The sequence below is a fragment of the Streptomyces sp. NPDC059142 genome (genome assembly GCF_042755665.1).
Lineage (GTDB): Bacteria > Actinomycetota > Actinomycetes > Streptomycetales > Streptomycetaceae > Streptomyces.
The window spans coordinates 27,468-52,464 of record NZ_JBHZDA010000036.1 but is presented as its reverse complement, the minus strand read 5'-3'; the positions used below and the strand labels follow the sequence as shown (position 1 = coordinate 52,464).

Annotated in this window: 25 protein-coding genes, 1 tRNA gene and 1 pseudogene; 14 read left to right on the top strand and 13 right to left on the bottom strand. The window is 73.4% G+C overall.

The features are described from left to right. Positions 1–20 precede the first annotated feature (20 nt). A complete protein-coding gene (locus ACFXPK_RS15960; protein WP_384998379.1) occupies positions 21–530 on the bottom strand; it encodes a gluconokinase in 510 nt (169 codons plus the stop codon). A gap of 154 nt (positions 531–684) precedes the next feature. Between ACFXPK_RS15960 and ACFXPK_RS15955 the strand changes: the two genes are divergently transcribed. The 3 genes from ACFXPK_RS15955 to ACFXPK_RS15945 all read left to right on the top strand — a co-directional run bounded on the left by ACFXPK_RS15955 (position 685) and on the right by ACFXPK_RS15945 (position 3,235). Further along, positions 685–1,386 (top strand): FadR/GntR family transcriptional regulator, encoded by a 702-nt coding sequence (locus ACFXPK_RS15955; RefSeq protein ID WP_384998376.1) that lies wholly within the window; start codon positions 685–687, stop codon positions 1,384–1,386. Between the two features lie 134 nt (positions 1,387–1,520). Then, positions 1,521–2,606, top strand: coding sequence for an S-(hydroxymethyl)mycothiol dehydrogenase (locus ACFXPK_RS15950; protein WP_384998373.1), 1,086 nt, complete (start codon positions 1,521–1,523; stop codon positions 2,604–2,606). Continuing rightward, positions 2,606–3,235 (top strand): MBL fold metallo-hydrolase, encoded by a 630-nt coding sequence (locus ACFXPK_RS15945; RefSeq protein WP_384998370.1) that lies wholly within the window; start codon positions 2,606–2,608, stop codon positions 3,233–3,235. Before ACFXPK_RS15950 ends, ACFXPK_RS15945 begins: the two co-directional genes overlap by 1 nt. A 15-nt stretch (positions 3,236–3,250) precedes the next feature. Here the strand turns inward: ACFXPK_RS15945 and ACFXPK_RS15940 are convergent, their stop codons facing one another. Continuing rightward, a complete protein-coding gene (locus ACFXPK_RS15940) occupies positions 3,251–4,177 on the bottom strand; it encodes a pseudouridine synthase (protein WP_385075670.1) in 927 nt (308 codons plus the stop codon). 115 nt (positions 4,178–4,292) lie between these two features. Between ACFXPK_RS15940 and ACFXPK_RS15935 the strand changes: the two genes are divergently transcribed. Beyond that, positions 4,293–5,162 (top strand): DMT family transporter, encoded by an 870-nt coding sequence (locus ACFXPK_RS15935; RefSeq protein WP_385075667.1) that lies wholly within the window; start codon positions 4,293–4,295, stop codon positions 5,160–5,162. Between the two features lie 51 nt (positions 5,163–5,213). Here the strand turns inward: ACFXPK_RS15935 and ribA are convergent, their stop codons facing one another. Next, positions 5,214–5,912, bottom strand: coding sequence for a GTP cyclohydrolase II (ribA, locus tag ACFXPK_RS15930; RefSeq protein WP_384998361.1), 699 nt, complete (start codon positions 5,910–5,912; stop codon positions 5,214–5,216). A gap of 156 nt (positions 5,913–6,068) precedes the next feature. On the opposite strand from ribA, the gene ACFXPK_RS15925 reads away from it, so the two are divergent. Together ACFXPK_RS15925 and ACFXPK_RS15920 are read left to right on the top strand one after the other, a co-directional pair. Next, complete coding sequence (locus ACFXPK_RS15925) at positions 6,069–6,818, top strand: creatininase family protein (protein WP_384998358.1); 750 nt, start codon at positions 6,069–6,071, stop codon at positions 6,816–6,818. Next, positions 6,815–7,867 (top strand): RibD family protein, encoded by a 1,053-nt coding sequence (locus ACFXPK_RS15920; RefSeq protein WP_385075664.1) that lies wholly within the window; start codon positions 6,815–6,817, stop codon positions 7,865–7,867. Before ACFXPK_RS15925 ends, ACFXPK_RS15920 begins: the two co-directional genes overlap by 4 nt. Here ACFXPK_RS15920 and ACFXPK_RS15915 read toward each other — a convergent pair. The 5 genes and pseudogenes from ACFXPK_RS15915 to ACFXPK_RS15895 all read right to left on the bottom strand — a co-directional run. Then, positions 7,793–8,602, bottom strand: a pseudogene (locus tag ACFXPK_RS15915) (lysylphosphatidylglycerol synthase transmembrane domain-containing protein); the annotation flags it as partial. The gene ACFXPK_RS15920 and the pseudogene ACFXPK_RS15915 sit on opposite strands and share 75 nt — an antisense overlap. A gap of 74 nt (positions 8,603–8,676) precedes the next feature. Beyond that, a complete protein-coding gene (locus tag ACFXPK_RS15910; protein WP_384998352.1) occupies positions 8,677–9,549 on the bottom strand; it encodes a methyltransferase domain-containing protein in 873 nt (290 codons plus the stop codon). Then, a complete protein-coding gene (locus ACFXPK_RS15905) occupies positions 9,546–10,616 on the bottom strand; it encodes a glycosyltransferase family 4 protein (protein WP_385075685.1) in 1,071 nt (356 codons plus the stop codon). Before ACFXPK_RS15905 ends, ACFXPK_RS15910 begins: the two co-directional genes overlap by 4 nt. 74 nt (positions 10,617–10,690) lie before the next feature. Beyond that, positions 10,691–11,089, bottom strand: coding sequence for a 6-pyruvoyl tetrahydropterin synthase family protein (locus tag ACFXPK_RS15900; protein ID WP_384998350.1), 399 nt, complete (start codon positions 11,087–11,089; stop codon positions 10,691–10,693). Between the two features lie 156 nt (positions 11,090–11,245). Beyond that, positions 11,246–12,244 (bottom strand): zinc-binding alcohol dehydrogenase, encoded by a 999-nt coding sequence (locus ACFXPK_RS15895; protein WP_385075661.1) that lies wholly within the window; start codon positions 12,242–12,244, stop codon positions 11,246–11,248. Positions 12,245–12,397: 153 nt separating this feature from the next. On the opposite strand from ACFXPK_RS15895, the gene ACFXPK_RS15890 reads away from it, so the two are divergent. Beyond that, positions 12,398–13,207 carry a CDP-alcohol phosphatidyltransferase family protein gene (locus ACFXPK_RS15890; RefSeq protein WP_384998403.1) on the top strand — a complete coding sequence of 270 codons (810 nt, stop codon included), beginning with the start codon at positions 12,398–12,400 and terminating at the stop codon, positions 13,205–13,207. A 124-nt stretch (positions 13,208–13,331) separates the two neighbouring features. After that, the gene (locus ACFXPK_RS15885) at positions 13,332–14,249 is read left to right on the top strand and encodes an alpha/beta hydrolase (RefSeq protein WP_385075659.1); all 918 of its coding nucleotides are present in this window, start codon (positions 13,332–13,334) and stop codon (positions 14,247–14,249) included. Positions 14,250–14,374: 125 nt separating this feature from the next. Here ACFXPK_RS15885 and ACFXPK_RS15880 read toward each other — a convergent pair. Further along, a tRNA-Leu gene (locus tag ACFXPK_RS15880) sits at positions 14,375–14,462 on the bottom strand. 197 nt (positions 14,463–14,659) lie between these two features. Between ACFXPK_RS15880 and ACFXPK_RS15875 the strand changes: the two genes are divergently transcribed. The 3 genes from ACFXPK_RS15875 to ACFXPK_RS15865 all read left to right on the top strand — a co-directional run bounded on the left by ACFXPK_RS15875 (position 14,660) and on the right by ACFXPK_RS15865 (position 17,357). Beyond that, entirely contained in the window at positions 14,660–15,985 is a 1,326-nt protein-coding gene (locus ACFXPK_RS15875) for a M20/M25/M40 family metallo-hydrolase (protein ID WP_385075656.1), read from the top strand. Between the two features lie 142 nt (positions 15,986–16,127). After that, the gene (gene chpH, locus ACFXPK_RS15870; RefSeq protein WP_385003243.1) at positions 16,128–16,361 is read left to right on the top strand and encodes a chaplin ChpH; all 234 of its coding nucleotides are present in this window, start codon (positions 16,128–16,130) and stop codon (positions 16,359–16,361) included. A gap of 138 nt (positions 16,362–16,499) precedes the next feature. Next, on the top strand, positions 16,500–17,357 hold the full coding sequence (locus tag ACFXPK_RS15865; protein WP_385075651.1) for a chaplin: 858 nt from the start codon (positions 16,500–16,502) through the stop codon (positions 17,355–17,357). Between the two features lie 105 nt (positions 17,358–17,462). On the opposite strand, the gene ACFXPK_RS15860 is transcribed toward ACFXPK_RS15865, so the two are convergent. Beyond that, positions 17,463–17,651: a DUF5703 family protein gene (locus ACFXPK_RS15860; RefSeq protein WP_114625034.1), complete on the bottom strand. Its 189-nt coding sequence runs from the start codon at positions 17,649–17,651 to the stop codon at positions 17,463–17,465. A 47-nt stretch (positions 17,652–17,698) separates the two neighbouring features. Between ACFXPK_RS15860 and ACFXPK_RS15855 the strand changes: the two genes are divergently transcribed. Then, positions 17,699–18,349, top strand: a complete 651-nt coding sequence (locus tag ACFXPK_RS15855) for a hypothetical protein (protein WP_385075648.1) — start codon at positions 17,699–17,701, stop codon at positions 18,347–18,349. 136 nt (positions 18,350–18,485) lie between these two features. On the opposite strand, the gene ACFXPK_RS15850 is transcribed toward ACFXPK_RS15855, so the two are convergent. Then, the gene (locus ACFXPK_RS15850; protein ID WP_385075682.1) at positions 18,486–20,738 is read right to left on the bottom strand and encodes a helix-hairpin-helix domain-containing protein; all 2,253 of its coding nucleotides are present in this window, start codon (positions 20,736–20,738) and stop codon (positions 18,486–18,488) included. After that, a complete protein-coding gene (locus tag ACFXPK_RS15845; protein WP_384995286.1) occupies positions 20,723–21,706 on the bottom strand; it encodes an aldo/keto reductase in 984 nt (327 codons plus the stop codon). The genes ACFXPK_RS15850 and ACFXPK_RS15845 overlap by 16 nt, the downstream gene beginning before the upstream one ends. Before the next feature lie 132 nt (positions 21,707–21,838). Here ACFXPK_RS15845 and ACFXPK_RS15840 point away from each other — a divergent pair, with 132 nt between their 5' ends. Beyond that, positions 21,839–22,891, top strand: a complete 1,053-nt coding sequence (locus ACFXPK_RS15840; RefSeq protein ID WP_384995288.1) for an LLM class F420-dependent oxidoreductase — start codon at positions 21,839–21,841, stop codon at positions 22,889–22,891. A gap of 255 nt (positions 22,892–23,146) precedes the next feature. Further along, positions 23,147–23,932, top strand: coding sequence for a ferritin-like domain-containing protein (locus tag ACFXPK_RS15835; protein WP_385075645.1), 786 nt, complete (start codon positions 23,147–23,149; stop codon positions 23,930–23,932). 61 nt (positions 23,933–23,993) lie between these two features. Here the strand turns inward: ACFXPK_RS15835 and corA are convergent, their stop codons facing one another. Then, positions 23,994–24,986 carry a magnesium/cobalt transporter CorA gene (corA, locus tag ACFXPK_RS15830; RefSeq protein WP_384995293.1) on the bottom strand — a complete coding sequence of 331 codons (993 nt, stop codon included), beginning with the start codon at positions 24,984–24,986 and terminating at the stop codon, positions 23,994–23,996. Between the last annotated feature and the right edge of the window lie 11 nt (positions 24,987–24,997).

The following is a 24,997-nucleotide window of genomic DNA, read 5'->3' as shown; positions in this document are numbered from 1 at the left end:
GGGTATCACGGGAACTTCCTTCAGCTTTCGAGCCGGCGCAGCGCGGCGACGGCTCGTTCGGTGATTTCCTCCGGGGTGCCGGACACGTCGACGGCGACACCCGCCTCGTCGGCCCCCAGGTTCTCCAGCGCCGCGTACTGCGAGTCGAGCAGCGCGGTGGGCATGAAATGCCCCTTGCGTTCGGCCATCCGCCGTTCGACGAGCGGGCGCTCGCCGGCGAGGTGGAGGAAGACGGCGCCGGGCGCGGCGGCCCGCAGCCGGTCGCGGTAGGCGCGCTTGAGCGCGGAGCTGCTGACCACCCCGCCGAGCCCGGCCCGGCCATGGGCCCAGTCGCCGATGGCGTCCAGCCAGGGCCACCGGTCGGCGTCCTCCAGCGGGGTGCCGGCGGACATCTTGGCGATGTTCTCCGGCGGGTGGAAGTCGTCGCCCTCGGCGTACGGGACGCCCAGCGCGGCGGCGAGCAGAGGGCCGACCGTGGTCTTGCCGGTCCCTGCCACGCCCATCACCACGACGACGTGGGGGGTGTTCATGTCATGCCTCGCTGTCTTCTTCGACATCGGTCCCGCGCGGACACGGACATCGGTCCGTCGCGCCACTGAAACCTATTAGGTACGACATATTCAAGAGGTTGTGATCTAAACGTCGTACTTTTTACTCACGGCCCGCGCCCCGTAGGCTTGCCGCATGACCACAGAAGGCCGGGGCTTGCATACCCGTGTGCTGGACACCCTCGGTCTCGCGATCACGTCGGGCGAGTACCCCCCGGGCGGTGTCGTCCGTACGGACGAGGTCGCCCAGCGCTTCGACGTCTCCCGGACCGTGGTCCGCGAAGTGGTCCGCGTCCTCGAATCCATGCACCTGGTGGAGTCGCGGCGCCGCGTCGGTGTGACCGTACGGCCCACCGAGGAGTGGAACGTCTACGATCCGCGCGTCATCCGCTGGCGCCTCGCCGGACCCGACCGCCCCCGCCAGCTCCGCTCGCTGACCACACTGCGCTCGGCGGTCGAACCGGTCGCCGCCGGTCTCGCCGCCCGGCACGCCACGCCCGAGCAGTGCGCCGCCCTCACCGAGCAGGCGCTCGGCATGGTCGCCACCTCGCGCGGGGGCCGGCTGGGGGAGTACCTCGTCCATGACATCGCCTTCCACCGGGTGGTCCTCAACGCGTCGGGCAACGAGATGTTCGCCCGGCTCGGCGATGTGGTCGCCGAGGTCCTCACGGGCCGCACCCGGCACCGGGTGATGTTCGACGACCCCGACCCCGCGGCCGTCACCCTGCACGTCCAGGTCGCGGAGGCGGTACGGGAGGGCGACTTCGTCCGCGCCGAGGAGCTGACCCGGGAGATCGCCGTCGGCGCCCTCGAAGAACTGGACGTTCTGGCGCCCTGACGAGCCACAACGGGACCTTCCGTCACTCCGGAGCCCCGGTACACGGGATAGTGGGGGGAAGGAAACGGAGAACGCCTCGGGGCGCCTCCGGCTCCCCGGTATGTCATCAGGTACGACGAAAGGCAGGTCCTGGCATGGCGCAGCAGGTGCAGGGGGTCATCGCCCCCGGCAAAAACGAGCCGGTACGGGTCGAGACGATCGTCGTACCCGACCCCGGCCCCGGCGAGGCCGTGGTGAAGGTGCAGGCGTGCGGTGTCTGCCACACCGATCTGCACTACAAGCAGGGCGGGATCAACGACGAGTTCCCCTTCCTCCTCGGCCACGAGGCCGCCGGTGTCGTCGAGTCGGTCGGCGCGGGCGTCACGGAGGTCGCCCCCGGCGACTTCGTGATCCTCAACTGGCGTGCGGTGTGCGGCACCTGCCGGGCGTGCCGGCGCGGCCGCCCCCAGTACTGCTTCGACACGCACAACGCCCGGCAGAAGATGACGCTGACCGACGGTACGGAGCTGTCCCCGGCGCTGGGCATCGGCGCCTTCGCCGAGAAGACCCTGGTCGCGGCCGGCCAGTGCACCAAGGTCGACCCGACGGTCTCCCCGTCCGTCGCCGGCCTCCTGGGCTGCGGGGTGATGGCGGGCATCGGCGCCGCGATCAACACCGGACAGGTCGGACGCGGCGACTCCGTCGCCGTCATCGGCTGCGGCGGCGTCGGCGACGCGGCGATCGTCGGCGCGCGGCTCGCGGGCGCGGCCCGGATCATCGCCGTCGACATCGACGACCGCAAGCTGGCGACCGCGCGCACGATGGGCGCCACCCACACCGTCAACTCCCGTACCCACGACGCCGTCGAGGCGATCCGCGAACTGACCGGCGGCAACGGCGCGGACGTCGTCATCGAGGCGGTCGGCCGCCCGGAGACCTACCAGCAGGCGTTCTACGCCCGCGACCTGGCCGGCACCGTCGTCCTGGTCGGTGTCCCCACCCCCGAGATGAAGCTCGAACTGCCGCTGCTCGACGTGTTCGGCCGCGGCGGCGCCCTCAAGTCCTCCTGGTACGGCGACTGTCTGCCCTCCCGTGACTTCCCGATGCTCGTCGACCTCCACCAGCAGGGCCGGATCGACCTCGCCGCGTTCGTCACGGAGACCATCGGCCTCGACGACATCGAGAAGGCGTTCGAGCGGATGCACGAGGGTGACGTCCTGCGTTCGGTGGTGGTCCTCTGATGTCCGTACGCATCGACCATCTCGTCACCTCCGGCACCTTCGCGCTCGACGGCGGCACCTGGGACGTCGACAACAACGTCTGGATCATCGGTGACGACACCGAGGCGGTCGTCGTCGACGCCGCCCACGACGCCGCCGCCATCGAAGCCGCGCTGAACGGCCGGACGCTGCGCGCGATCGTCTGCACCCACGCGCACAACGACCACATCGACGCGGCCCCCGCGCTCGCCGCCGCCACCGGCGCGCCGATCCTGCTCCACCCCGACGACCTGCCGCTGTGGAAGCAGACCCACCCCGAGCGGCTGCCGGACGGCGAACTGACCGACGGCGGCACGGTCGCCGTCGCGGGCACCACCCTGACCGTGCTCCACACACCGGGGCACGCGCCGGGCGCGGTCTGCCTGTACGCCCCCGAACTGGCGACGGTCTTCACCGGCGACACCCTCTTCCAGGGCGGTCCCGGCGCCACCGGACGGTCGTTCTCGCACTTCCCGACCATCATCGACTCGATCCGCGACCGGCTGCTCACCCTGCCGCCGGAGACAGCGGTACGCACGGGCCACGGCGATCCGACGACCATCGGTGACGAGGCGCCCCACCTCTCCGAGTGGATCCGGCGCGGCCACTGAGCCGTACGGTCCCGCTCAGAGCGGAGGCAGCCGCAGCCGGCTCTCGAACCGGTGCTCCTCACCGGTCAGCGGATCGGTGAACTCCAGCACCCGCGCGAGGAGCCGCAGCGGCCGCCCGTAGTCGTCACGGGCGCTCTCCCGGACGACCGGGTAGACCGGGTCGTCCAGGAGCGGCAGCCCGAGACGGTTCATATGGACCCGGAGCTGATGGGTACGGCCGGTGACCGGCAGCAGCCGGTAGCGGCCGTACCCGCCCCGGTGCTCCAGCAGCTCGATCCGGCTCTCCGCGTTGGGCTCGCCCGGCACCTCCCGCGCCGCGATCACCCCGCGCTCCTTCTCGATCCGGCCGCGCACGGTGACGGGCAGCGCCACCGCCGGGTCGTACGGCGCCACCCCCTCGTACTCCTTGCGCACCAGCCGGTCCCGGAACATCGTCTGGTACGCGCCCCGGTCCCCGGCCCGTACGACGAAGAGCACCAGCCCCGCCGTCAGCCGGTCGAGCCGGTGCGCGGGCTGGAGCGCCGGCAGCCCCAGCGCACACCGCAGCCGCGCCTGCGCGGTCTCGGTGACATGCCGGCCGCGGGGGGTGGTGGCCAGGAAGTGCGGCTTGTCCGCGACGACGATCCGCTCGTCCCGGTACACCACCCCGACCTCGAACGGCACCCGCTCCTCGGGGGCGAAGTCCCGGTGGAACCAGACGTACCGCCCGGCCGTGTACGGCTCGTCGGCGGCGACCGGCCCGCCCTCCCCGACGAACCGCCCGTCCCACACCATCGCCTCGACGCGCCCCACACCGACCGCGTCCCCGAACCGGGCCACCAGATGGTCCCGTACGGTCGCCCACCGCCCGTCCGGATCCGGGGGCAGCCGCAGCCGTACGGGATCGACACCGTCCCGCTGGGGGAGGGGCGCGGGCGGCGGGGCCGGATGTCTGCGGGGCACGCGCCGCAGCGTACCGGGGGCGGCGCCCGGTCCGTGTCCCCCGTTCGGCCCCGGACCTGCGGCGCAGCGCCGGGATGAGAGCGGATCCGGTGGCCGACGCCCGCATGATGGGCCGGTGATCAGCGTCCTGTTCGCCATCCTGACCGCGCTCAGCAACGGCTCCGCCTCGGTGCTCCAGCGCCGCGCCGCGGCCACCGTCCCCGACTCCCAGGCGATGCGTCTCTCGCTGATCGGAAGGCTGCTGCGGCAACCGGTCTGGCTGGCGGGGATCGGTCTGGTGCTGGTGGCCGCCCTCTGTCAGGCGGTGGCGCTCGCTACCGGGCCGATCGCCGTGGTCCAGCCGATCTTCGTCATCGAACTGCCCGCCACCCTGCTGCTGGCGGGCCGTCTCTTCAGGATCCGGGTGCCCCGCTCGGTCTGGACCGGCGCCGCCGCCGTCACCTGCGGTCTGGCGCTGGGGCTCGCCGCCGCGGCCCCCGGCGGCGGCACCGAGAGCGTCCACGGCACGGCCTGGATCATGGCGCTGCTGCTCACGGGGGTCTTCGAGGCGCTGGTGATCCTCTGGGCGCTGCGGCTGCGCGGCAATCCGCGCGCCGCGCTCCTCGGGCTCGCCGCCGCCTGCGGATACGCGCTGACCGCCGCCCTGATGAAGGACGCCGTCTCCCGTCTCGACCACGGCGGGGCCGGCGCGCTCTTCGCCTCCTGGCAGCTCTACGCCATGGCGGTGGCCGGGGTGGGCGCGCTCTTCCTCCTCCAGAACGCCCTCCAGGCGGGGTCGCTGGCCGCCTCCCAGCCGATGCTCACCCTCGGCGACGCGCTGATCTCCATCGCGTACGGGGTGACCCTCTACGGCGAGACCGTGCGCACCGGCTGGTGGCTGCTGCCCGAACTCGCCGCGATCGGCCTGATCGCGGCCGGCTGTGTCCAACTGGCCCGCTCCCCGCTGGCCGGGGGAGCGCCGCCGCCCCCGCGCCGCGTCCGCTGACCGGGAGGGCGCGGGGCTGCGCGGGGGCGGCGCGGAGAGGGTGCGCCGCTCTCAGCCGGACAGGTCGGCCGCCGCGTTCGCGGGCTCGACGGGCACGCCCTCGCACACGAGGCCGTCCAGATGGGGCAGATGATGGTCCATCCGCTCCCGCTTGGTCCGCAGATACGAGAGGTTCTCCTCGCGCGGCGGTATCAGCAGCGGAACCTGCTCGGCAACCTTGATGCCGTACCGCAGCAACGCCTCGCTCTTGCGCGGGTTGTTGGACAGCAGCCGTACCGAGCGCACCCCCAGATCGTGCAGCATCTCCGCCGCGACCCGGTAGTCCCGGGCATCGGCCGGCAGCCCGAGGGCGAGGTTGGCCTCGACCGTGTCCAGGCCCTCCGACTGGAGCTGCATCGCCCGCAACTTCGCCAACAGGCCGATCCCGCGCCCTTCATGGCCCTGGAGATAGAGGAGCACGCCGCGCCCCTCGCGCACGATGGCGTCCAGCGCCGCGCCGAGCTGTTCCCCGCACTCGCAGTGCTTGGAGCCGAAGGCGTCCCCGGTCAGACACTCCGAATGCACACGGGTGAGGGCTCCGTCCCCCGCGACATCGCCGTATGTCAGGGCTATTTGTTCGTCCCCGCGATTACGGTCCAGGTAGCCGACTGCGAGAAAGTCTCCGTGCACGGTGGACAGCCGTACTTTCGCCGCTCGTTCGACACCTGATGAACGAGTACTTTCGAGGCACACGCCATCACTGTCTGTCATGCCCCAATCATATCCGCTGAACGGCTCCCCGGGTACGGGAAGAAAGGTAAAAGGGCATCAACCGGTGGTCGCCTGCATCACGTTCGGGCGACCAGCACGCCATTGACGCGTAGTCTGCTCCCGTCGATACCCGCACGGAAAGAGAGGCCGGAAAACATGAACGGTTCGGGAACGCCACCGGTGACGGCCGGTCTGCTGCCCCGCGAGACGACGGAGGACGTACGGGCCGCGCGACCCCGGGCGGCCATCCTCCCCGTCGGCAGCTTCGAGCAACACGGCGCGTACCTCCCGCTGGTGACGGATACGGTCGTGGCCTGCACCATCGCCCGCGAGATAGCCGCCGCGCACCCGGTCCACGCCCTCCCGCCGATCACCGTCTCCTGCTCGCACGAACACGCCGGCTGGCCGGGGACCGTGAGCATTTCCGCGGCCACGCTCCACGCCGTCGTCCGCGACATCGCGGGATCCCTGCGCCGGTCCGGAATAAATTCTCTGATTCTGGTGAACGCACACGGCGGAAATTACGTACTGCGCAACGTGGTTCAGGAATCCGCCGACAGCGGAACGCGCATGGCGCTATTCCCGGGATCCGCCGACTGGGACACGGCAAGGACCCGGGCCGGCGTGGAGACCTCTTCGCACAGCGATATGCACGCGGGTGAAGTCGAGACATCCATCCTGCTGCATGCGCATCCCGAACTCGTACGGCCCGGTTATGAGACCTCCGATTGCGTCGCCGACGACCGGAGACATCTCCTCACACTCGGTATGGCCGCCTATACGGAGTCCGGTGTCATAGGACGGCCTTCGCGCGCGTCCGCCGCGAAGGGAAAGGAACTGCTGGCCGCACTGGTCGACTCCTTCGGCGACTATCTCTCCCTCCTCACCCGCCAGGAGACCCGATGACCGGCCACCGTCGCGCCCAGCCGGCCGGACCGGTGCCGTCGCTGTCGCCACCGGAGCTGGACACCGACGAGGCGTGGGAACTGCTCCGTACCGTCAGGACCGAGGCGGACGCCGAGGCCGCGGGACTCGTCACCGGCACCGACGGGCGGCGGCGCTGGAACCGGGACGCCTCGCCCGGCGCACGGGAGCTGGCCGACCGCTATCTGCCGCTCTGCCTGGCCGGACCCCGTCTCACCTTCGCCCAGCTCGGCCAGAGCCTCGACGGCTTCATCGCGACCCGCACCGGAGACGCCGACTACGTCACCGGCGAGGAGGACCGCCGTCACCTCCACCGCCTGCGCGCCCTCGCCGACGCCGTGGTCGTCGGAGCCGGGACGGCCGTCGCCGACGACCCGCAGCTCACGGTGCGCGCCTGCGCCGGGCCCCACCCCGTACGGGTCGTCCTCGACCCGCACCGCCGGGTACCGCCGCGTCGCAAGGTCTTCACCGACGGGTCAGCCCCCACCCTGTGGGTGGTGGCCGCCGGCCACGAGCACGGGCACACCCCCGCGGACCGGGCCCCCGGCGCCGGCGTGGAGGTGCTGACCCTGCCGGACAGCGCCGCGTTCGCCCCCGGCAACCTGGTGCGCGTGCTCGCACGGCGCGGCCTCGGCCGGGTGCTGGTCGAGGGCGGCGGCGTCACCGTCTCCCGCTTCCTCCACGAACAGGCCCTGCACCGGCTGTACATCACGGTCGCACCGGTCCTGCTCGGCGACGGGGTCCCCGGGCTGCGCTTCGCCGGTACGCCGGTGATGCGCGACGCCCTGCGCCCCCCGACCCGGCGCGCCGCCCTCGGCGAGGACACCCTCTTCGAACTCGACCTGGCCACGCCGCGTCCCGGCCCACCACTGGACGGCGAGCACCCCGAGCCCCGGCAGGCTCGCGGCGAGCGAGAGCACCCCGTAGACCACGGCGACCGTCAGCCCCTGGGCGGCGCCCAGGCCGGCGGCCCCGAAGGCCCAGGCGGTGGCGCCCTCCCGGGGGCCCCAGCCGCCGACGTTCAGCGGTAGCGCCATCGCGAGCAGCGCCAGCACCATCAGGGGCAGCAGCTCGGCCGCGGGCGCCGTCACCCCCGCGGACCGGGCGGCGAGCAGGAACGTGGCGAGAAACCCGGCCGGCACCACGACCGACGCGCACGCCACCCCCGGCCAGCTCCGCCGGGCGAGCAGCCCGAGCCGTATCTCGGCGAGCGCCGTCCGCACCGCGCGGCGCCGCCGCGAGACGGCGGGCGCCGTGCGCAGCCGCCCGGCGGCCACGGCCACCAGGACGGCGAGCACGGCGAGCACCACCGCCGCCCCCGGCGTCCCGAGCGCTTCCCCCACGGCACGCCGGGCCGCCGCCGTGGCCGCGGACGGCCAGCAGGCCAGCAGCGTCACCCCGACCGCCACCAGGACGACCTGGCCCGCGATCCGTTCGAGGACGACCGCGCGGACCCCCCGCCCGACATCCCCGGCGCTCCGCCCGTGCCGTACCGCGCGGTGCACATCGCCGAGGACCCCGCCGGGCAGCGCCGCGTTCAGGAACAGCGCCCGGTAGTAGTCCACGACGGCCTCGCGCAGCGGCAGCCCGATCCCCAGACCGCGGGCGACCAGACACCAGCGCCAGGCGCTGCACACGGTGGTGACCAGGCCGAGTCCGACTGCGGCGAGCAGCGTGGGACCGTCGATCCCGCGCACCCCGTCCACCAGGGGGCCGGTGCCGAGCCGCCACAGCAGCACCCCGAGGATCGCCGCTCCCGCGACCATCCCGAGCCGCCCCCGCAGCGCCCCGGCGAGCCCTCCGCTCCTCGGCGTACGCGGGGCCCCGGCACCCCGCGCGGTCACCTGGCGCCGCCCGTCCGGGGCAGCGCCAGCAGATCGCTGTGGTGCACGACCACCCGCAGCACACCCGCCTCGCACTGCTCCAGACGGCGCCGCAGATACTCCTCGGCGGGCGCCGCGAGATCCGGCCGCTGCTCACAGGCAGCGCCGACCCAGCCGCGCAGCCACTCCGCCGTGAGCGCCGACTCGGCGGCGCCCAGACGCCACGGGCTCGCGTGCACCCGTACGGTCGCCCCGCACCGCGCGAAGGCGGCGGCGGCCACCGCGACGGCGTCGGGCCCCAGCATGCTCCGGCCGTGCTCGGCCCGCCGCTGGTGCGCGTTGAACGCCTCGGCCAGCTCCGCGTCGAGCGGATCGGCCGGGCTCAGCTCGACCCGGCCCACCACGGAGAGCGCCAGCAGCGCAGGGCAGCCCGCCCCGGCGCAGGCGGCGGCGAGCGCGTCGACCTCTTCGCGGGTGAGCACGTCCAGCAGCGCGGAGGCCGTCACCAGCGAGGCGCCGGCCAGCCCGTCCGCCGTCAGCTCCGCGAGGTCGCGGCGCTCGGTGGCCACCGTGACCCGGCTGCCGTCGGCGGCCGTACGGGGCGTCCGCGCCGCGGCCAGCTCCAGCAGCTCCGGGTCGTGGTCGTGCAGGACCCAGTGCTGCGGCCCGGCCAGCTTCGGCGCGAGCCAGCGCCCCATGGAGCCGGTGCCGCACCCCAGATCATGGACGACCAGGGCCTGTTCGCCGCTGCCCGTGGGCCCGGCCAGTCTGCCGCGCAGCGCGTCGAGGAGTTCCGTCGCGCGCGCGGCCCCGTCCGCGCCCTCCCGCAGCTCCAGCCACGCGGGGGCGTAGCGGGTCGCTTCCGAACGCGGAGCTTCTGAAGTGGTCACGCGGCCCTCCCGGTTTCCTGACGGAGCTGTTCCAGCGCACCGGCCAGACTCCGTGATGTCGTCCCCCACCCGTCCAGCGCGGTGCGCCGCCCGTGCGCCGCGGCGGTCAGCGCCCGCCGGGTGTCCGGCTCCCCGAGCCAGCCGCGCAGCGCCGCCGTGAGCGCCGCCCGGTCGCCGGGCGGTACGAGCACGCCCGGTACGGCGCCGTCCGGCGCCCGCCCGACGGCCTCGGGCAGCCCGCCCACGTCCGTCGTCAGTACGGGCACCCCGTGCGCCAGCGCCTCGGTCACCGCCATGCCGTACGTCTCGGCGTCCGACGCGAGCACCAGCAGATCGGCGGCGGCGTACCGCCCGGCCAGCTCCTCGCCGGCCAGTGGACCCGCCAGGCGCACCCGGTCGCCGAGACCGTGCCGCGCGATCAGCTCCCGCACCCCGGCGACGTAGCCGGGATCCTGGTCGAGCCCGCCCGCGCAGACACAGCTCCACGGCAGGTCGGCGAGGTCCGCCAGGGCCTCCACCAGCCGCTGCTGTCCCTTGCGCGGGGTGACGGTGGCCACGCAGAGCAGCCGCGAGCCGTCCTCCGACCCTGTCGCCAGGGGCGCGATGTCGGCGCCGGGCGCGGCCACATGGACCCGCTCCGGGGCGAGCCCGTGGTGGCGCACCAGCCGCCGCGCCGCCCACGCGCTGGTCGCCACGACCGCGGGCACGGCGCGCAGCGTCCTGCGCTCACGGTCGTCGAGATCCGCCGCGTCGGCGGGGGCGAGCCCCGTCTCGTCGGCCAGCGGCAGATGCACCAGCACCGCCAGCCGCAGCCGCCCGGCCTCGGGGGCGACGACATCGGGGACGCCGCAGGCGACGAGCCCGTCGAGCAGGACGACCGCGCCGTCGGCGAACCCGGCCAGCAGAGCTACCAGTTCGGTACGGGCCGCCGCCTCGGGCCGGGGCCAGCCGCCCGCCACGGTGTGCTCATGGACCCGCCAGCCCGCGCCGGGCAGCTCCCGGCAGACCCGGCGGTCGTACGTGTTGCCGCCGCTGGGCGCGGCCGGGTCGTCGACCCCGCCGGGCATCACGAGATGCACCGCCCGCGCGGGCGGTGCCGTACGCGGGGGTGCGACCGGCGCGGGGGCGGCGTCGCCACTGCTCACAGGGCGCGCTCGTAACTCGCCCACGCGACATGCGACTCGTGCAGGGTGACCTGGACGGCGGCCAGCCCGCGAGCGCCCTCGCCGAGCGCCCCGGCGTGCACCCGGTCGGCGAGCCGGTCCGCGATGATCTTCGCCAGGACCTCGGTGGAGGTGTTGATCCCGGCCAGATCCGGTTCCTCGTCGAGGTTGCGGTACGTCAGCTCGCCGACCACACCGCCCAGTTCCCGGGTGGCCAGGCCGATGTCGACCACGATGCTGTCGGCGTCCAGCTCGGCGCGGCGGAAGGTGGCGTCCACGAGGAACGTCGCCCCGTGCAGCCGCTGCGCGGGCCCGAAGACCTCCCCGCGCAGGCTGTGGGCGATCATGATGTGGTCGCGGACGGTGATGCTGAACAACGGATGACCCTCCAGGTGCGGCATGTCCCGGCCCCGGCACGCGAGGCCGGGGCATGGTGTGTAGTACGGCCGGTGCGCCTGTCCTGTTCAGACGAGTTCAAGCCACCGCCGTCACACACCGGCCAGGCGGGTCCCGCCCGTACCGCCGCCGCCCCGTCAGCCGCCCGGCAGGGCCGCGTCCGGCCCGTACACCACCCGGTGGCAGAGACCGGGCAGTTCCCCCGCGGCGATCCCGGGCAGCACCCGCGGCAGCTCCTCGAAGCCGCACTCGCCGGTGACCAGCGCGTCGAACGCGGGCTCCGCCAGCAACTCCAGGGAGAGTGCCAGCCGGTCGGCGAAGCTCCGGCGCGCGCTGCGCGCCGGGGAGACCGTGCCCACCTGGCTGCCGCGCAGGGTCAGCCGCCGCGAGTGGAACGCCTCGCCCAGCGGCAGCGCGACCCGGCGGTCGCCGTACCAGCTCAGCTCCACGACCGTGCCCTCCGGGGCGAGCAGCTCCAGCGAGCGCGCGAGCCCCGCCTCGGTGGCGCTCGCGTGCACGACCAGATCGCAGTCGCCCAGCGCGTCCCCGGGGAGCGCGAAGCCGACGCCGAGCGCCTCGGCGATCCCGGCCCGCGCGGGCTCGGCGTCCACCAACTGCACACGGACGCCCGGGTAGCGGGCGAGCAGCGCGGCGACCGAGCAGCCGATCATGCCGCCGCCGACCACGGCGACCCGGTCCCCGATCAGTGGCGCCGCGTCCCACAGCGCGTTCACCGCGGTCTCCACCGTCCCGGCCAGAATGGCCCGCCCGGCGGGCACACCGTCCGGTACGGGGGTCACCGCGCTCGCCGGGACCACGTACCGCGTCTGGTGCGGGTAGAGGCAGAAGACCGTACGTCCCAGCAGCTCGGGCGGGCCCTCCTCGACCAGACCCACGTTGAGATAGCCGTACTTGACGGGTCCGGGGAACTCGCCGTCCTGGAACGGCGCCCGCATCGCGGTGTGCTGACTGTGCGGCACCCCACCGCGGAAGACCAGGGTCTCCGTACCGCGGCTCACCCCCGAGCAGAGCGACCGCACGACGACATCGCCGTCGCCGGGCTCCGCGAGGGCGACCTCCCGTATCTCGCCGTGGCCGGGTGAGCGGAGCCAGAAGGCGCGTGCGGCGCGCTTCATCCATGTCCTCCTGAACGCTGGGGTGACGGTGCACGTTCTTAGTTCACGAGGCCGCGCACGTACGCGGCGCCAATCGACTCTGTCACACGGCCGGAGGGTGCAACGGTGGCCCTGAACGACTCGTACCACCTGAACAAGTACCACCTGAACCACATGTACGACCTGAACGAGACCTACCCCACCCGGCTGTTGCGCCGGGCGGGACTGCTCCGCCGGGAGACGGCCGTGGGCGCGGGCGCCCAGCTTCTCCTGCTGGCCCTCGTCGGCGCGGTGACCGGACTGGGGGCCGCGGGCTGGCTGGCGGGCCTGGTGTTCACCGCGGGCACCTGGGCCGTGCTCACCCGCGCGCTCTCCCGGACCTGGCCGGGCCCCTTCGGCCCAGCCAACGGCGTCACGCTCGCCCGGGCCACGCTCGTCGGCGCCGTCACCGCGCTGGTCGCGGACTCCTTCACGCACCGGACCCCCGTCGCGCTGCTGGTCACGCTCACCACGGTGGCGCTGATCCTGGACGCGGTCGACGGCCAGGTGGCCCGGCGCACCGGCTCGGTCTCCTCCCTCGGGGCGCGCTTCGACATGGAGGTCGACGCCTTCCTGATCCTGGTGCTCAGCGCCTACGTCGCCCTGTCGCTGGGCCCGTGGGTGCTGCTGATCGGCGCGATGCGGTACGGCTTCGTCGCCGCGGCCCGGGTCCTGCCCTGGCTGGGCGGCGCGCTCCCGCCGAGCATGGCCCGCAAGACGGTGGCCGCGCTCCAGGGCATCGCCCTGCTGGTGGCGAGTGCCGGATTCCTCCCGCACCTGCCCGCGCTCGCCCTGGTCCTGGCGGCGCTGGCACTGCTGACCTGGTCCTTCGCCCGCGACATCGTCGGGCTGCGCCGCTCGGGCCGCGACCGGCGCACGGCGCCGGCCACCCCGCGCGCCCTGGCCGGCGCCGCACGGACCCCGGCGCCCGTACCGGGGGAGTGACGCGACGGCGAACGCGCGCCCCGCGGCCGCCGCCCCTTCCCGTCCTGTTCGACCGAAGCCCACCGCGTCCGCCCCCACACTCCCCCGATAGCGTGGAGCGGGACCCGAACGATGAGGAGGGCGCGTGCGATTCGCGCTGGACGCACTGCTGGCCGATGTACCCGCGGAGCAGGTCGAGGAAGCTCGTGACTTCTACAGGTCGCGGGCGGCGGGCCGTGGCCCCGGCACACTGGAGGAGCTCAAGGAGGTCCGGGCGAAGAGGTCCGCTCCTCCCGCCGTCGATCCGCCCGCCGTCGAAGAGACGATCGAAGCCGCGCACACGCGCGTCCCCGTCAGGATCTTCACTCCTGTCGACGGTCCGCCGCAGGGCGTCTACCTGGACATACACGGCGGCGGCTTCTACATGGACTCCGCGGCGCGAGGAGACGGACGCAACCGCGCGCTCGCGGACGACCTGCGCCTCGCCGTTGTCAGCGTCGACTACCGGCTGGCCCCTGAGCACCCCTGGCCGGCGGCGCCCGACGACTGTGAAGCGGTGGCGCTCTGGCTCGCCGAAGAAGCCGAAGCCCGCTTCGGGACGTCGCGACTCGCGATCGGCGGGAGCTCCGCGGGAGCCACGCTCGCCCTGGCGACCCTGCTCCGGCTGAGGGACAGCGGCGCCGTCGGCCAATTCACCGGCGCCGCACTCCAGTTCGGCACCTACGACCTGAGCGCACGCACCCCGGCCGGTCGCCGCATCGCGGACGAATACTTCATCCAGGCGTACGCCGGCCATGTGGAAGACCGCACCGTTCCCGACCTCTCTCCCCTCTACGGCGACCTCGGCGGGCTTCCCCCCACGCTGCTGGTCGTCGGGAGCGCGGATGTGTTGCTGGAGGACAACCTGGCGTTGGCAGGCCGGTTGTCGGCGGCCGGCAACGACGTCGAACTCCGGGTCTACCCCGAGTCGCCCCACGGCTTCACGGGCCACCCCACCGCAATGGCCAGGACGGCGCTCAGCGGCGTCGGCTCCTGGCTGCGCGACCGGATCACGCAGCCGTAGGGCCCCGCCGCGATCTCGAAGGATCCCGGTCCCGGGCGGCGGGGCGTCGAGGGCGCGGCCGGACCGCCGCGCCCGGTACCGCGCCGGGGAAAAGCAGAAGACCCCACATGAAGTGGGGTCCTGGCTGGTGTCCGAGGGGGGACTTGAACCCCCACGCCCGATAAAGGGCACTAGCACCTCAAGCTAGCGCGTCTGCCATTCCGCCACCCGGACAAGGTGTCTGCCGGGAGGCGCTGGGCCGTTCCGACGTGGAAAACCATAGCAAACATTCGACGGTGCCCGATCACGCCCCGATGCGTGTGACGGGCGTGTGACGGGCCAGGTCCGCCCTTGGGTGAGAGGGCCCGGCGCGGCAGGATGGGGAGGACCACCAGCGAGGACCACCAGCAACGACCGTGGGAGTGAGCAGCGTGAGCGAGCCGAACGCGGGCAGGACCGTATCGGGCGAGGACGAGGTCGTCGACCTCTGCCGGGATCTGATCCGGATCGACACCAGCAACTACGGGGACCACTCGGGCCCCGGGGAGCGGGCCGCCGCCGAGTACGTCGCGGAGAAGCTCGCCGAGGTCGGGCTCGAACCGAAGATCTTCGAGTCCCACCCGGGCCGCGCCTCCACCGTGGCCAGGATCGAGGGCGAGGCCCCGTCGCGGCCCGCCCTGCTCATCCACGGCCACACCGATGTCGTGCCGGCCAACGCCGCGGACTGGACGTACGACCCCTTCGGGGGCGAGATCGCGGACGGCTGCGTGTGGGGCCGGGGCGCCGTCGACATGAAGGACATGGACGCGATGACCCTCGCGGTCGTCCGCGACCGGATGCGCAGCGGGCGCAAGCCCCCGCGCGACATCGTGCTGGCCTTCCTCGCCGACGAGGAGGCGGGCGGCACATACGGCGCGCGCCACCTCGTGGACCGGCACCCCGATCTCTTCGAGGGCGTCACGGAGGCGATCAGCGAGGTCGGCGGATTCTCCTTCACCGTCAACGAGAACCTGCGTCTCTACCTCGTCGAGACGGCCCAGAAGGGCATGCACTGGATGCGGCTGACCGTGGACGGCACCGCCGGCCACGGCTCGATGACCAACAACGACAACGCGATCACCGAGCTGTGCGAGGCCGTGGGCCGGCTCGGCAACCACCAGTGGCCGGTACGGGTGACCAAGACCGTACGGTCCTTCCTGGACGAGCTGTCCGACGCGCTCGGCACCCCGCTCGACCCGGAGGACATGGAGGCCACGCTCGCCAAGCTCGGCGGCATCGCGAAGATGATCGGCGCCACCCTGCGCAACTCGGCGGCCCCCACCATGCTCGGCGCGGGCTACAAGGTGAACGTCATCCCGGGCCAGGCGACCGCCCATGTCGACGGCCGGTTCCTGCCCGGGTACGAGGAGGAGTTCCTCGCGGACCTCGACCGGATCCTCGGCCCGCGCGTGCGGCGCGAGGACGTGCACGGCGACAAGGCGCTGGAGACCAGCTTCGACGGGAACCTGGTGGACGCCATGCAGAGCGCGCTCTCGGCGGAGGACCCGATCGCGCGCGCCGTCCCGTACATGCTCTCCGGCGGCACCGACGCCAAGTCCTTCGACGACCTGGGGATCCGCGGCTTCGGCTTCGCGCCGCTCAAGCTGCCGCCGGAGCTGGACTTCGCCGGGATGTTCCACGGGGTCGACGAGCGGGTACCGGTGGACGGTCTGAAATTCGGTGTACGGGTCCTCGACCGGTTCATCGACCAGAGCTGACCGGCCGAACGCGAAATCGGCCACGTGTGCGTCATCGACTGAGAAGAGTGAATGCGCTCATAGGCTCGTAGCCTCATTACTTCCTCTTCGTTACAGGTGTGCGGTCCGCGGCTGGGACCGCGTTTGCCAACGAGGAGGAATAATGATCAAGAAGGTCGTCGCTGCTGCGGCAGTCACTGGTGGTCTGGTGCTCGCGGGTGCGGGCATGGCCGTCGCCGACGCGGGCGCGCAGGGTGCCGCCATCGGTTCGCCCGGTGTGCTCTCCGGCAACGTGGTGCAGGTTCCGGTCCACCTTCCGGTGAACGTGTGCGGTAACACGATCAACGTGATCGGGCTGCTGAACCCCGCCTTCGGCAACACCTGCGTCAACAAGTGACGTCGTCTCTCTCACCCGTGAGGGTCTGAGCCCGAGCGGCCCCGGAGCGCGTGCCATGCGCTCCGGGGCCGCTGGGCATCCTGCCCCGGCACCGATGCCCAGGGCAGTCCCGCAAGGCAGAAGGCAGGGATGGAAGCTATGAGACAGGTCACGCGCAAGGGCCTGATCACCGTGGCGGCCGCGGGCGGAGTGCTCGCGCTCGGCGGTGGCTACGCGCAGGCGGACGCGGGGGCGGGCGGCGCGGCCGTCGGTTCCCCGGGCGTGCTGTCGGGGAACAACGTGCAGGTTCCGGTGCATGTGCCGGTCAACGTGTGCGGCAACACCGTGGACGTCGTCGGGGTGCTCAACCCGGCGTTCGGCAACAAGTGCGGCAACTTCTCGGGCAAGCCCTCCGGCGGCCACGGCGGTGGCCACGGCCACAACGGCGGCCAGGGCAACAACGAGGGCGGCTACGGCGGGGGCTCGCACGCGGGAGGCGGCGCGCACACCGGCGGATCGCACCCCGGAGCCGGCCACACGGAGCCGTCCGGCGGCTCCCACGCGGGAGGCGGCGCGATCGACTCACCCGGAGTCGGCTCCGGCAACTCCGTCGAGGTACCGATCGACGTCCCCGTGAACGTGTGCGGGAACAGCGTCGACCTCGTCGGACTGCTCAACCCGACGTTCGGCAACACCTGCGCCAACGGCTCGGTGCCGTCCCGTCCGGGGCCGGAGCGACCCGAGGAGCCGGGTACGCCGACCACCCCGGTCAAGCCCACCGAGCCGGGTACACCCGGCACGCCGGGTGAGCCGGGCGGCCCCACCGAGGAGCGGGCGATCCCGCCGGCCCCCAGCACCCCTGAGACCAAGCCGGTCTCCCGGACCACCGAGCAGACCGAGGGCACCGAAGTCCTCGCCTCGACCGGTACCGGCGGGCTCGGGATCGCGATTCCGGCGGGCGCGGGACTCCTGCTCGCGGGCACGATCCTGTACCGCCGCGCCCGGTCCGCCGCGTAGGCACGCGGCGGCCCGGTCACCCGCCCGTACACACCGGTACGGGCCGGAGCGGGCCACGGGCAGCCCGGGGCGGGCCTCGCAGCAGCGGGGCCCGCTCCGTCACGTTCACCAGGTGGCGCGTACCTGACGGATGATGCGCCGGCGCAGCCGCACCCTGCGGCTGCCGTCCCGGTGCAGGCTCAGGCGGTCCAGTTCCCAGTGCCCGTACTCGGCGTGATCGGTGAGCAGACGGGCCGCATCCTTGCGGGAGACCCCGCGCGGCACGTACACGTCGACAAATTCGTATTCCGGCATCGCATCTATTGTGCGGGCAGAGGCCCGGTACGGATAGCGTCTGCACTATGTCTGATGCTGCGCAGCCCACCGCTGCCGAGGTACGCGCCGCCGCCGAGGCGGTGAAGGTAGCCCTGGACCGCCACCTCGCGGCGGTCGAACATCGCACGGGTGAGGACGACCCGGCCGTCTCCGAAGCGTTCAACGCCCTGGCCGTCGCGGCCGAGGTCTACGACGAGCGGCTCTACAACCGGTACGACGAGGTCACCCCCTTCGAGATCCCGGATCCGGACGACTCCCTGCCCCCGTACAACGGCCCCGAGGAGCCCAACGCCCTCAGCGTGCTGATCCGGCGCGACTACGCGGTGGTGGAGCCGCAGCGGCTGCTCGCACAGGCACAGCGCATCGCCGACATCGAGGGCGACACCGACACCGGAGGCATCGTGGGCGGCAGTGTGCACGCGGCCCTCGGTGTGCTCTTCGGCGAGTACGAACCGGACGAGATCGCCTCCCGCCACAAGGAGTTCGGCCTGGAGGAGGGCGACTCCACCCTGTGGATCTCGGCCGCGGACGACCTCCCGGAACCGGGGGAGTGGCTCTCCGCCCCCTTCGACCAGGCCGACCCCCAGCAGGTGGTCTGCCGCTTCGACGTGAGTGCCGTCTTCGACGAGGACGACCTGGACGCGGACCTGGACGACCTGGAGGAACAGGACGCCTGACCCGTGGGGGGGGGGGGCCCCCCCCCCCGCGGGGGGGGGGGGGCGGGCGGGGGCGCCCCGCCCGCGCCCCGCGCCCCCCCCCCCCCCCCCCGGCCCCCCCCCCCCCCCGGGGGGGGGGGGCGGCCCCCGACGGGCGTCATCCCGGCTGCCGCGCCGGGGCCAGCAGCGCCTCCAACTGGCCCCGCAGCCGGGTGGTGCGCTCCTGGGACGGGACGTCCGACACCGCCTTCGGCAGGGCCTGGTCGACGCCGTGGACCACCGAGAGATGACGGTCCCCGCGGCTGAAGGCCGTGTAGACCCAGGGACGGCTCAGCCCCTGCGTGGCGTCGCCGGGGAGCACCACGACCACCGCGGGCCAGCGCATTCCCGCCGCCTGGTGCGCGGTGAGCGCCCAGCCGTGGCGTACGGCGTGCTCCACCCGGTCCTTGGGCACGGTGACCGTCGCGCCCCCGCACTCCAGCCGCAGCCCCTCGGCGTCGGCGGAGACCACCGCGCCCTGGAGCGTCCTGCCGGGGGAGGGGACGTACGCGACCCGGTCCCCCGGGTCGAAGCCGCCGAACCGGCCGGGGCCGGGGTTGAGCCGCTGCTTGAGCGCCGCGTTCAGCGCCCGGGTACCGGCCGAGCCGCCGTGGCCCACCGTGATCACCTGGGTCTGCCCCGCCTCCGTACCGAAGGCGCGCGGGACGGACTCGGCGACGAGCTGGACCGTACGGTGCACCGCCTCGCCCGCGTCCCGCACGGGCACGATCACGACCTCCTTGCCCGGCGCCGCCACCTGGTTCAGCTCGCCGACACCGATCCCCGAGACCAGCTCGCCGATCGGTCCGGGGTCGGGCGTACGGGAGCTGACGCGCGGGCACACCCCCGCCGCCAGCAGATCGGCGAAGACCCGGCCCGCGCCCGCCGACCAGAGCACCCCCGGATCCCCGCTGAGCACCAGCCGGGCGCCGTCCGCCAGCGACTCCACCACCGTCGCGGCCGTCTCCACATCGAGCTGCGGCGCGTCCAGGACCACCAGCAGGTCGAGCGCGAACAGACCGTCCGCGTCCCGCCCCGGGCCCTCCGCGCCGGCCAGCAGCCCGGACACCGTGACCGCGTCCACGCCGTCCGCCAGCCGGTCGCGGCCGTTCTCGCTGTGGACCGCGACGACCGCGCGCACCCCGAGCGCGCGGGCCGCGAGGGCCAGCGCGACCGGCTCGGCGCGCGCCGCCTCCCCGCCCGCGTGCAGGACGAGCCCGTGTCCCGCCACCGCCCTGATCAGCTCGGCCGCCGAGGGCGAGGGGGCACCGGCCGCGGCCTCCTCCCAGACGGCGTCCTGCCCGGTCTTCGCCAGCCGTGCGAGCCCCTCGGCGAGCGCGTCCTCCGCCAGCGCGTACCGGTCGAGCCCCAGCAGCACCGGGACCGGCGCGGCGGCCGCTCCGTCGGGGGCGCCTCCGGCCTCGTCGTGCCCGCCGCTCTCCCCGTGCTCCTCGCTCCCGTCGTCGCTCCCGTCGGCCTCGCCGGCCTCGTCGTCCTCGTCCTCCGGGAACCTCAGCACCACGGACTCCTCCACCGCGTGCCGGACCGCCGCGTCCGGATCGGGCACGGAGTGACCGGCCAGCGCGCTCCCGACCGCCGACGCCTCCAGCGCGGTGTGCCCCTGGAGGGCGGCGCGCTCCAGCAGCCGGCTCACCAGCGCGGTGGTCCTGCGCTCGTCACCGGGGCCGCACGCGGCCCCCAGCAGCGCCCGCGCGAACCCGTCGGCCTGCTCGGGCCGCACCCCGGGCACGGCGAGCAACTGCCAGGGGTTCTCCCGCAGTACCTCCGGGGCCCGCTCCCCGAGCGCGTCGGTGACCTGGCCCGCCAGCGTCTCGGGCGCGCCGCCCTCGCCGAGCACCGCCCGCACGGCGGACACGGTTTCGGGGGCCGCGGCCCGCGGCTCCGCCGGGCGCTGTTCCGCCTCCGGCCGGGGCCGCGCCGGTGCGCTCTCCCGGGGGCGGTCAGGGGCGGCGGCGGGCGCCGCCGTACGGAGCAGCGCCGGATCGACCGGCCCGCCGCTCTCCATGGCCCGTACCGCCGCGAGCAGGTCGGCTGCCTGACCGCTCAGCTTCGTCCCGGCGGCGATGGGGCCGGCCTTCTCCGCCTTCCGCTGCTCGATCCGCTCCCGCAGCTCGCGCTGCGCGGCCAGCTCGGCCTGCGCCTCGGAGACGGCGGCTGCCTCGGCGGCCTCCGCCTCCGTCGTGGCGGCCCCGGCCGTGGCGTCGGCGGCCCCCGTACCGGCCTCGGCGGCCTCGCCGTCCGTGTCGTCCGTGCCGCCCTCGGCAGCGGCGCCCTCGGCGGCAGCGGCGTCGGCCAGGGGCCCGGCCTCCTCGGCGGCGGGGTCGCGGTCCGTACTCACAGCGTGCTCCAGTCCTGGTCGGGATAGCGGTGCACGGGCGCCGACACGTCGTCGAGCGCCTGGCAGATCTCGTCAGGAAGACTAAGGCTCTCCACTGACAGCGCGGCCGTGAGCTGCTGCGCGTTGCGCGCGCCGATGATCGGCGCCACCACACCGGGCCGGTCCCTGATCCACGCCAGCGCCACCTCCAGTGTCGTCGTCGCGAGCCCCTCCGCGGCCGTCGCGACCGCGTCCACGATCCGGCCGGCCGCCTCGTCGAGATAGGGCTCGACGAACGGCGCCATCTGCTCGGAGGCGCCCCGCGAATCGCTCGGCGTGCCGTGCCGGTACTTGCCCGTGAGCACACCGCGGCCGAGCGGCGACGACGGCAGCAGCCCCACCCCCAGATCGACGGCGGCGGGCAGCACTTCGCGCTCCACCCCGCGCTGGAGCAGCGAGTACTCCATCTGGGTGCTGGCCAGCCTGGTCCGTATCCCGGGCGAGGCGAGCTGCCAGGTGGCCGCCTTGGCGAGCTGCCAGCCGCAGAAGTTCGACACCCCCGCGTACCGCGCGCGGCCCGTGCTGACCGCGATGTCCAGCGCGTGCAGGGTCTCCTCCAGCGGGGTGCCGCTGTCGAAGGCGTGGATCTGCCAGAGGTCCACGTAGTCCGTGCCCAGCCGCTCCAGCGACTCGTCCAGCGCGGAGAGCAGATGGCCGCGCGAGCCGTCGAAGCGGCGGTACGGATCGGGCACGCTGCCGGCCTTCGTCGCGATGATCAGGTCCCGGCGCGGCACCAGCCGCTCGACGAGCTGCCCCAGCAGATATTCGGCCTCCCCGCCGCCGTACACGTCCGCCGTGTCGACCAGTGTGCCGCCCGCCTCCCAGAAGACCTTCAACTGATCGGCGGCGTCATGCTCGTCGGTGTCCCGGCCCCAGGTCAGGGTGCCGAGCCCGATCCGGGACACACGCAGGCCGGTACGGCCGAGATGCCTCTGCTCCATGCGGCTTGAGATTACTGGCCATGGCCCCACGCGCAGAGAGCCTGTGGACAACCGGCCCCCTGACGGATCCCCGTGTCGCGCGCTAGAGTCCCCGGCACAGGGACGTTACCCATCGGTAGTAAAGGAGTGGTCATGCGGCTCGGCATCAACCTCGGGTACTGGGGCGCGGGGATGGACAGCGACAACCTCGCGGTCGCGCAGGAGGCCGACCGGCTCGGCTACGACGTCTGCTGGGCCGCCGAGGCGTACGGCTCCGACGCCCCGACCGTGCTGAGCTGGGTCGCCGCGCAGACGGAGTCCATCGACGTCGGCTCCGCCATCCTCCAGATCCCCGCGCGGCAGCCCGCGATGACCGCCATGACGGCGGCCACCCTCGACTCCCTCTCCGGCGGCCGGTTCCGGCTCGGCCTCGGCGTCTCGGGGCCGCAGGTCTCCGAGGGGTGGTACGGCGTCACGTTCGACAAGCCCCTCGCCCGCACCCGCGAGTACGTCGAGATCGTCCGCAGGGCCATGAGCCGCGAACGGCTGACGTACGAGGGCGAGCACTGGACACTGCCGCTGCCCGACGGCCCCGGCAAGCCCCTCAAGCTGACCGTGCACCCTGAGCGCGAGCACATCCCGCTCTACATCGCCGCGATCGGCCCCAGGAACCTGGAGCAGACCGGCGAGATCGCCGACGGAGCGCTGCTGATCTTCCCCTCCGCCGAGCACCTGGAGGAGACCGCGATCCGCCCGCTCCGGGCAGGCCGCGAGAAGGCCGGCCTCACCATGGACGGCTTCGACGTCTGCCCCACCGTGCCCCTCGCGGTCGGTGACGACGTCCACGCCCTGGCCGACACCTTCCGCCCGTACACGGCCCTCTACGTGGGTGGAATGGGCAGCCGCAAGCAGAACTTCTACAACCAGCTCGCCCGGCGCATGGGGTACGAGAAGGAAGCCACCGCCATCCAGGACGCGTACCTCTCCGGCGACAAGGACGGCGCGGCGGCGGCCGTACCGCACGAGCTGATCGACTCGACCACGCTGCTCGGCCCCGTCGAGCGGATCGCCGACCGGATGAGCGCATACGCCGCCGCCGGCGTCACCACGCTGACGCTCTCCCCGGCCGGCTTCACCCTCGACGAACGGATCACGGCGCTGCGCGTCGGTACCGAGGCCCTGGAGCGCGCCGGGCTCGTCTCGTAACCGGAAGTGGGACCGTGGGGCCGCGCGACCCCACGGACCCACAGTCCCCCGCCGAGGACCGCGGCCGTCGCGGGGGCTCGGGGGTCTTCCCCGCCACGGCCGTCACCTACTACAACGCGCCGACGCGCGCCCGGTTACGCGCCGGGTGCGCCGTCGCGCTCCTCCTTTCGGCTCAGCGGGGCGCCGCTGCTGTTGCCGCGCGCCGCGCACGCCCGTTGACTCGTTTGGGCGGACGTCTGCAAGGAGGTGGCAGTGATGCTCTCGGCCCGAAGCCTGTTCCAGGAGATCCTGGACGACGATCGTTCCTTCCGGCTGTTCTGTTCCATCGCTGCCAGCGGCGAGGCGCAGGGCGGCTGGGAGAACGGCCGCATCGCCGCCCTGGTGCCCGAGTCCCTGCGCTACCTCGCCCCGAAGATCACCCGGCACGGCGCCGACGAGGACAAGCACGGCCGGATCTTCCACGCCCTCCTGAAGAAGCGCGGACTCGAACCGTGCGAGGTCCCGCCCGAGGCCGACTACACCATGCTGCTGGAGCGGCGCGGCATCGGACTCACCCATACGAAGCTGCGCCGGGACGAGACGCTGACGGAGAGGGACATCCTCGTGTACCTCGTGCACAGCCGGATCACCGAGCAGCGGGCCGCCGACCAGATGGAGATGCTGGTCGGATTCTTCGGCGACCACCCCGAGGTCGGCAAGGCCGTCAGGATCATCCGCGCCGACGAGGACAACCATCTCGCCTACTGCCACGAGGAACTGCTCCGGCTGGCCCGGCATGGCCACGGACGCGCCATCCAGCGGGCCCTGCGCCAGTGCGCCCTGGCCGAGATCGAGGTCTACCGCGAGGTGAGCCTCGCGGTGATGGACCGGATGGGCCGGCTGCTCGGCTGGCCGGCGCCCAAGGCCCGCCTGCTCGCCGTCGGCATCCACGCCCTGTACGGGTACGAACGCCTCGTCGGCTGGCGCCGGATGACCGGGCTCACGATGCCCGAGCGCCGCGACCCGCTGGGCGGCCCCGCGACGCCCGCACCGGCCTTCTGAGCGGCCCCGGGACCGCTGGAAGCCCCCGGGACGGCCGGGGGCGCGGGCGCGCCGCGTACGGTCAGAGCCAGCCGCGCCGCTTGAACTGCCGGTGCAGCCCGACGACCGCCACCGCCATGAGGGCGATCACCGCCGGGTACGCCCACACGTACTTCAGCTCCGGCATGTGCTTGAAGTTCATGCCGTAGATGCCCGCGATCATCGTCGGTACGGCGGCCATGGCCGCCCACGCCGAGATCTTCCGCATGTCGTCGTTCTGCCGTACGCCCATCTGCGCCAGATGCGCGGACAGGATGTCGGTGAGCAGCCGGTCCAACCCCTCGACCTGCTCGTTCACATGCAGCAGATGGTCGTTGACGTCCCGGAAGAAGGGCTGCGCGTGCTCGTGCACGAACGGCACGCCCGCGCCCGCCAGCCGGGCCACGGGGGCCGCCAGCGGACCGGTGGCCCGGCGGAACTCCAGCACCTGCCGCTTGAAGTTGTAGATCCGCGCGGCGGTCGGTGTCGACGAGGCCGAGTCCGGGGCGAATACCTCCGCCTCCAGCTCCTCCAGGTCGAGCTGGAGTTCGTCGGCGACCTCCACGTAGTGGTCGACGATCGCGTCGCTCACCGCGTACAGCACGGCGGTGGGACCGTGCTTGAGGACATCGGGCTCGGCTTCGAGCCGGGTGCGGACGGCCGCCAGCGGGGCGCCCTCGCCGTGCCGGACGGTCACCACGAAGGAGTCGCCTATGAAGACCATCAGCTCGCCGGTGGTGACGGTGTCGCCCTCCGGCTCGTACACCACCGGCTTGAGCACCACGAAGAGCGAGTCGTCGTAGACCTCCAGCTTGGGGCGCTGATGCGCGTGGAGGGCGTCCTCCACCGCCAGGGGGTGCAGCCCGAACTCGCTGCTCACCATGGCGAACTCCTTCTCCGTGGCCTCGTGCAGCCCGAGCCAGAGGAACGCGTCCCCCTCGGAGCGCGCCTCGGCGAGGGCGTCGGAGAAGTCGGCGGGCCCGTCGGTACGGCGTCCGCCGCGGTAGATGGCGCAGTCCACGATCACGGCGGGCATTCTTCCCCTTT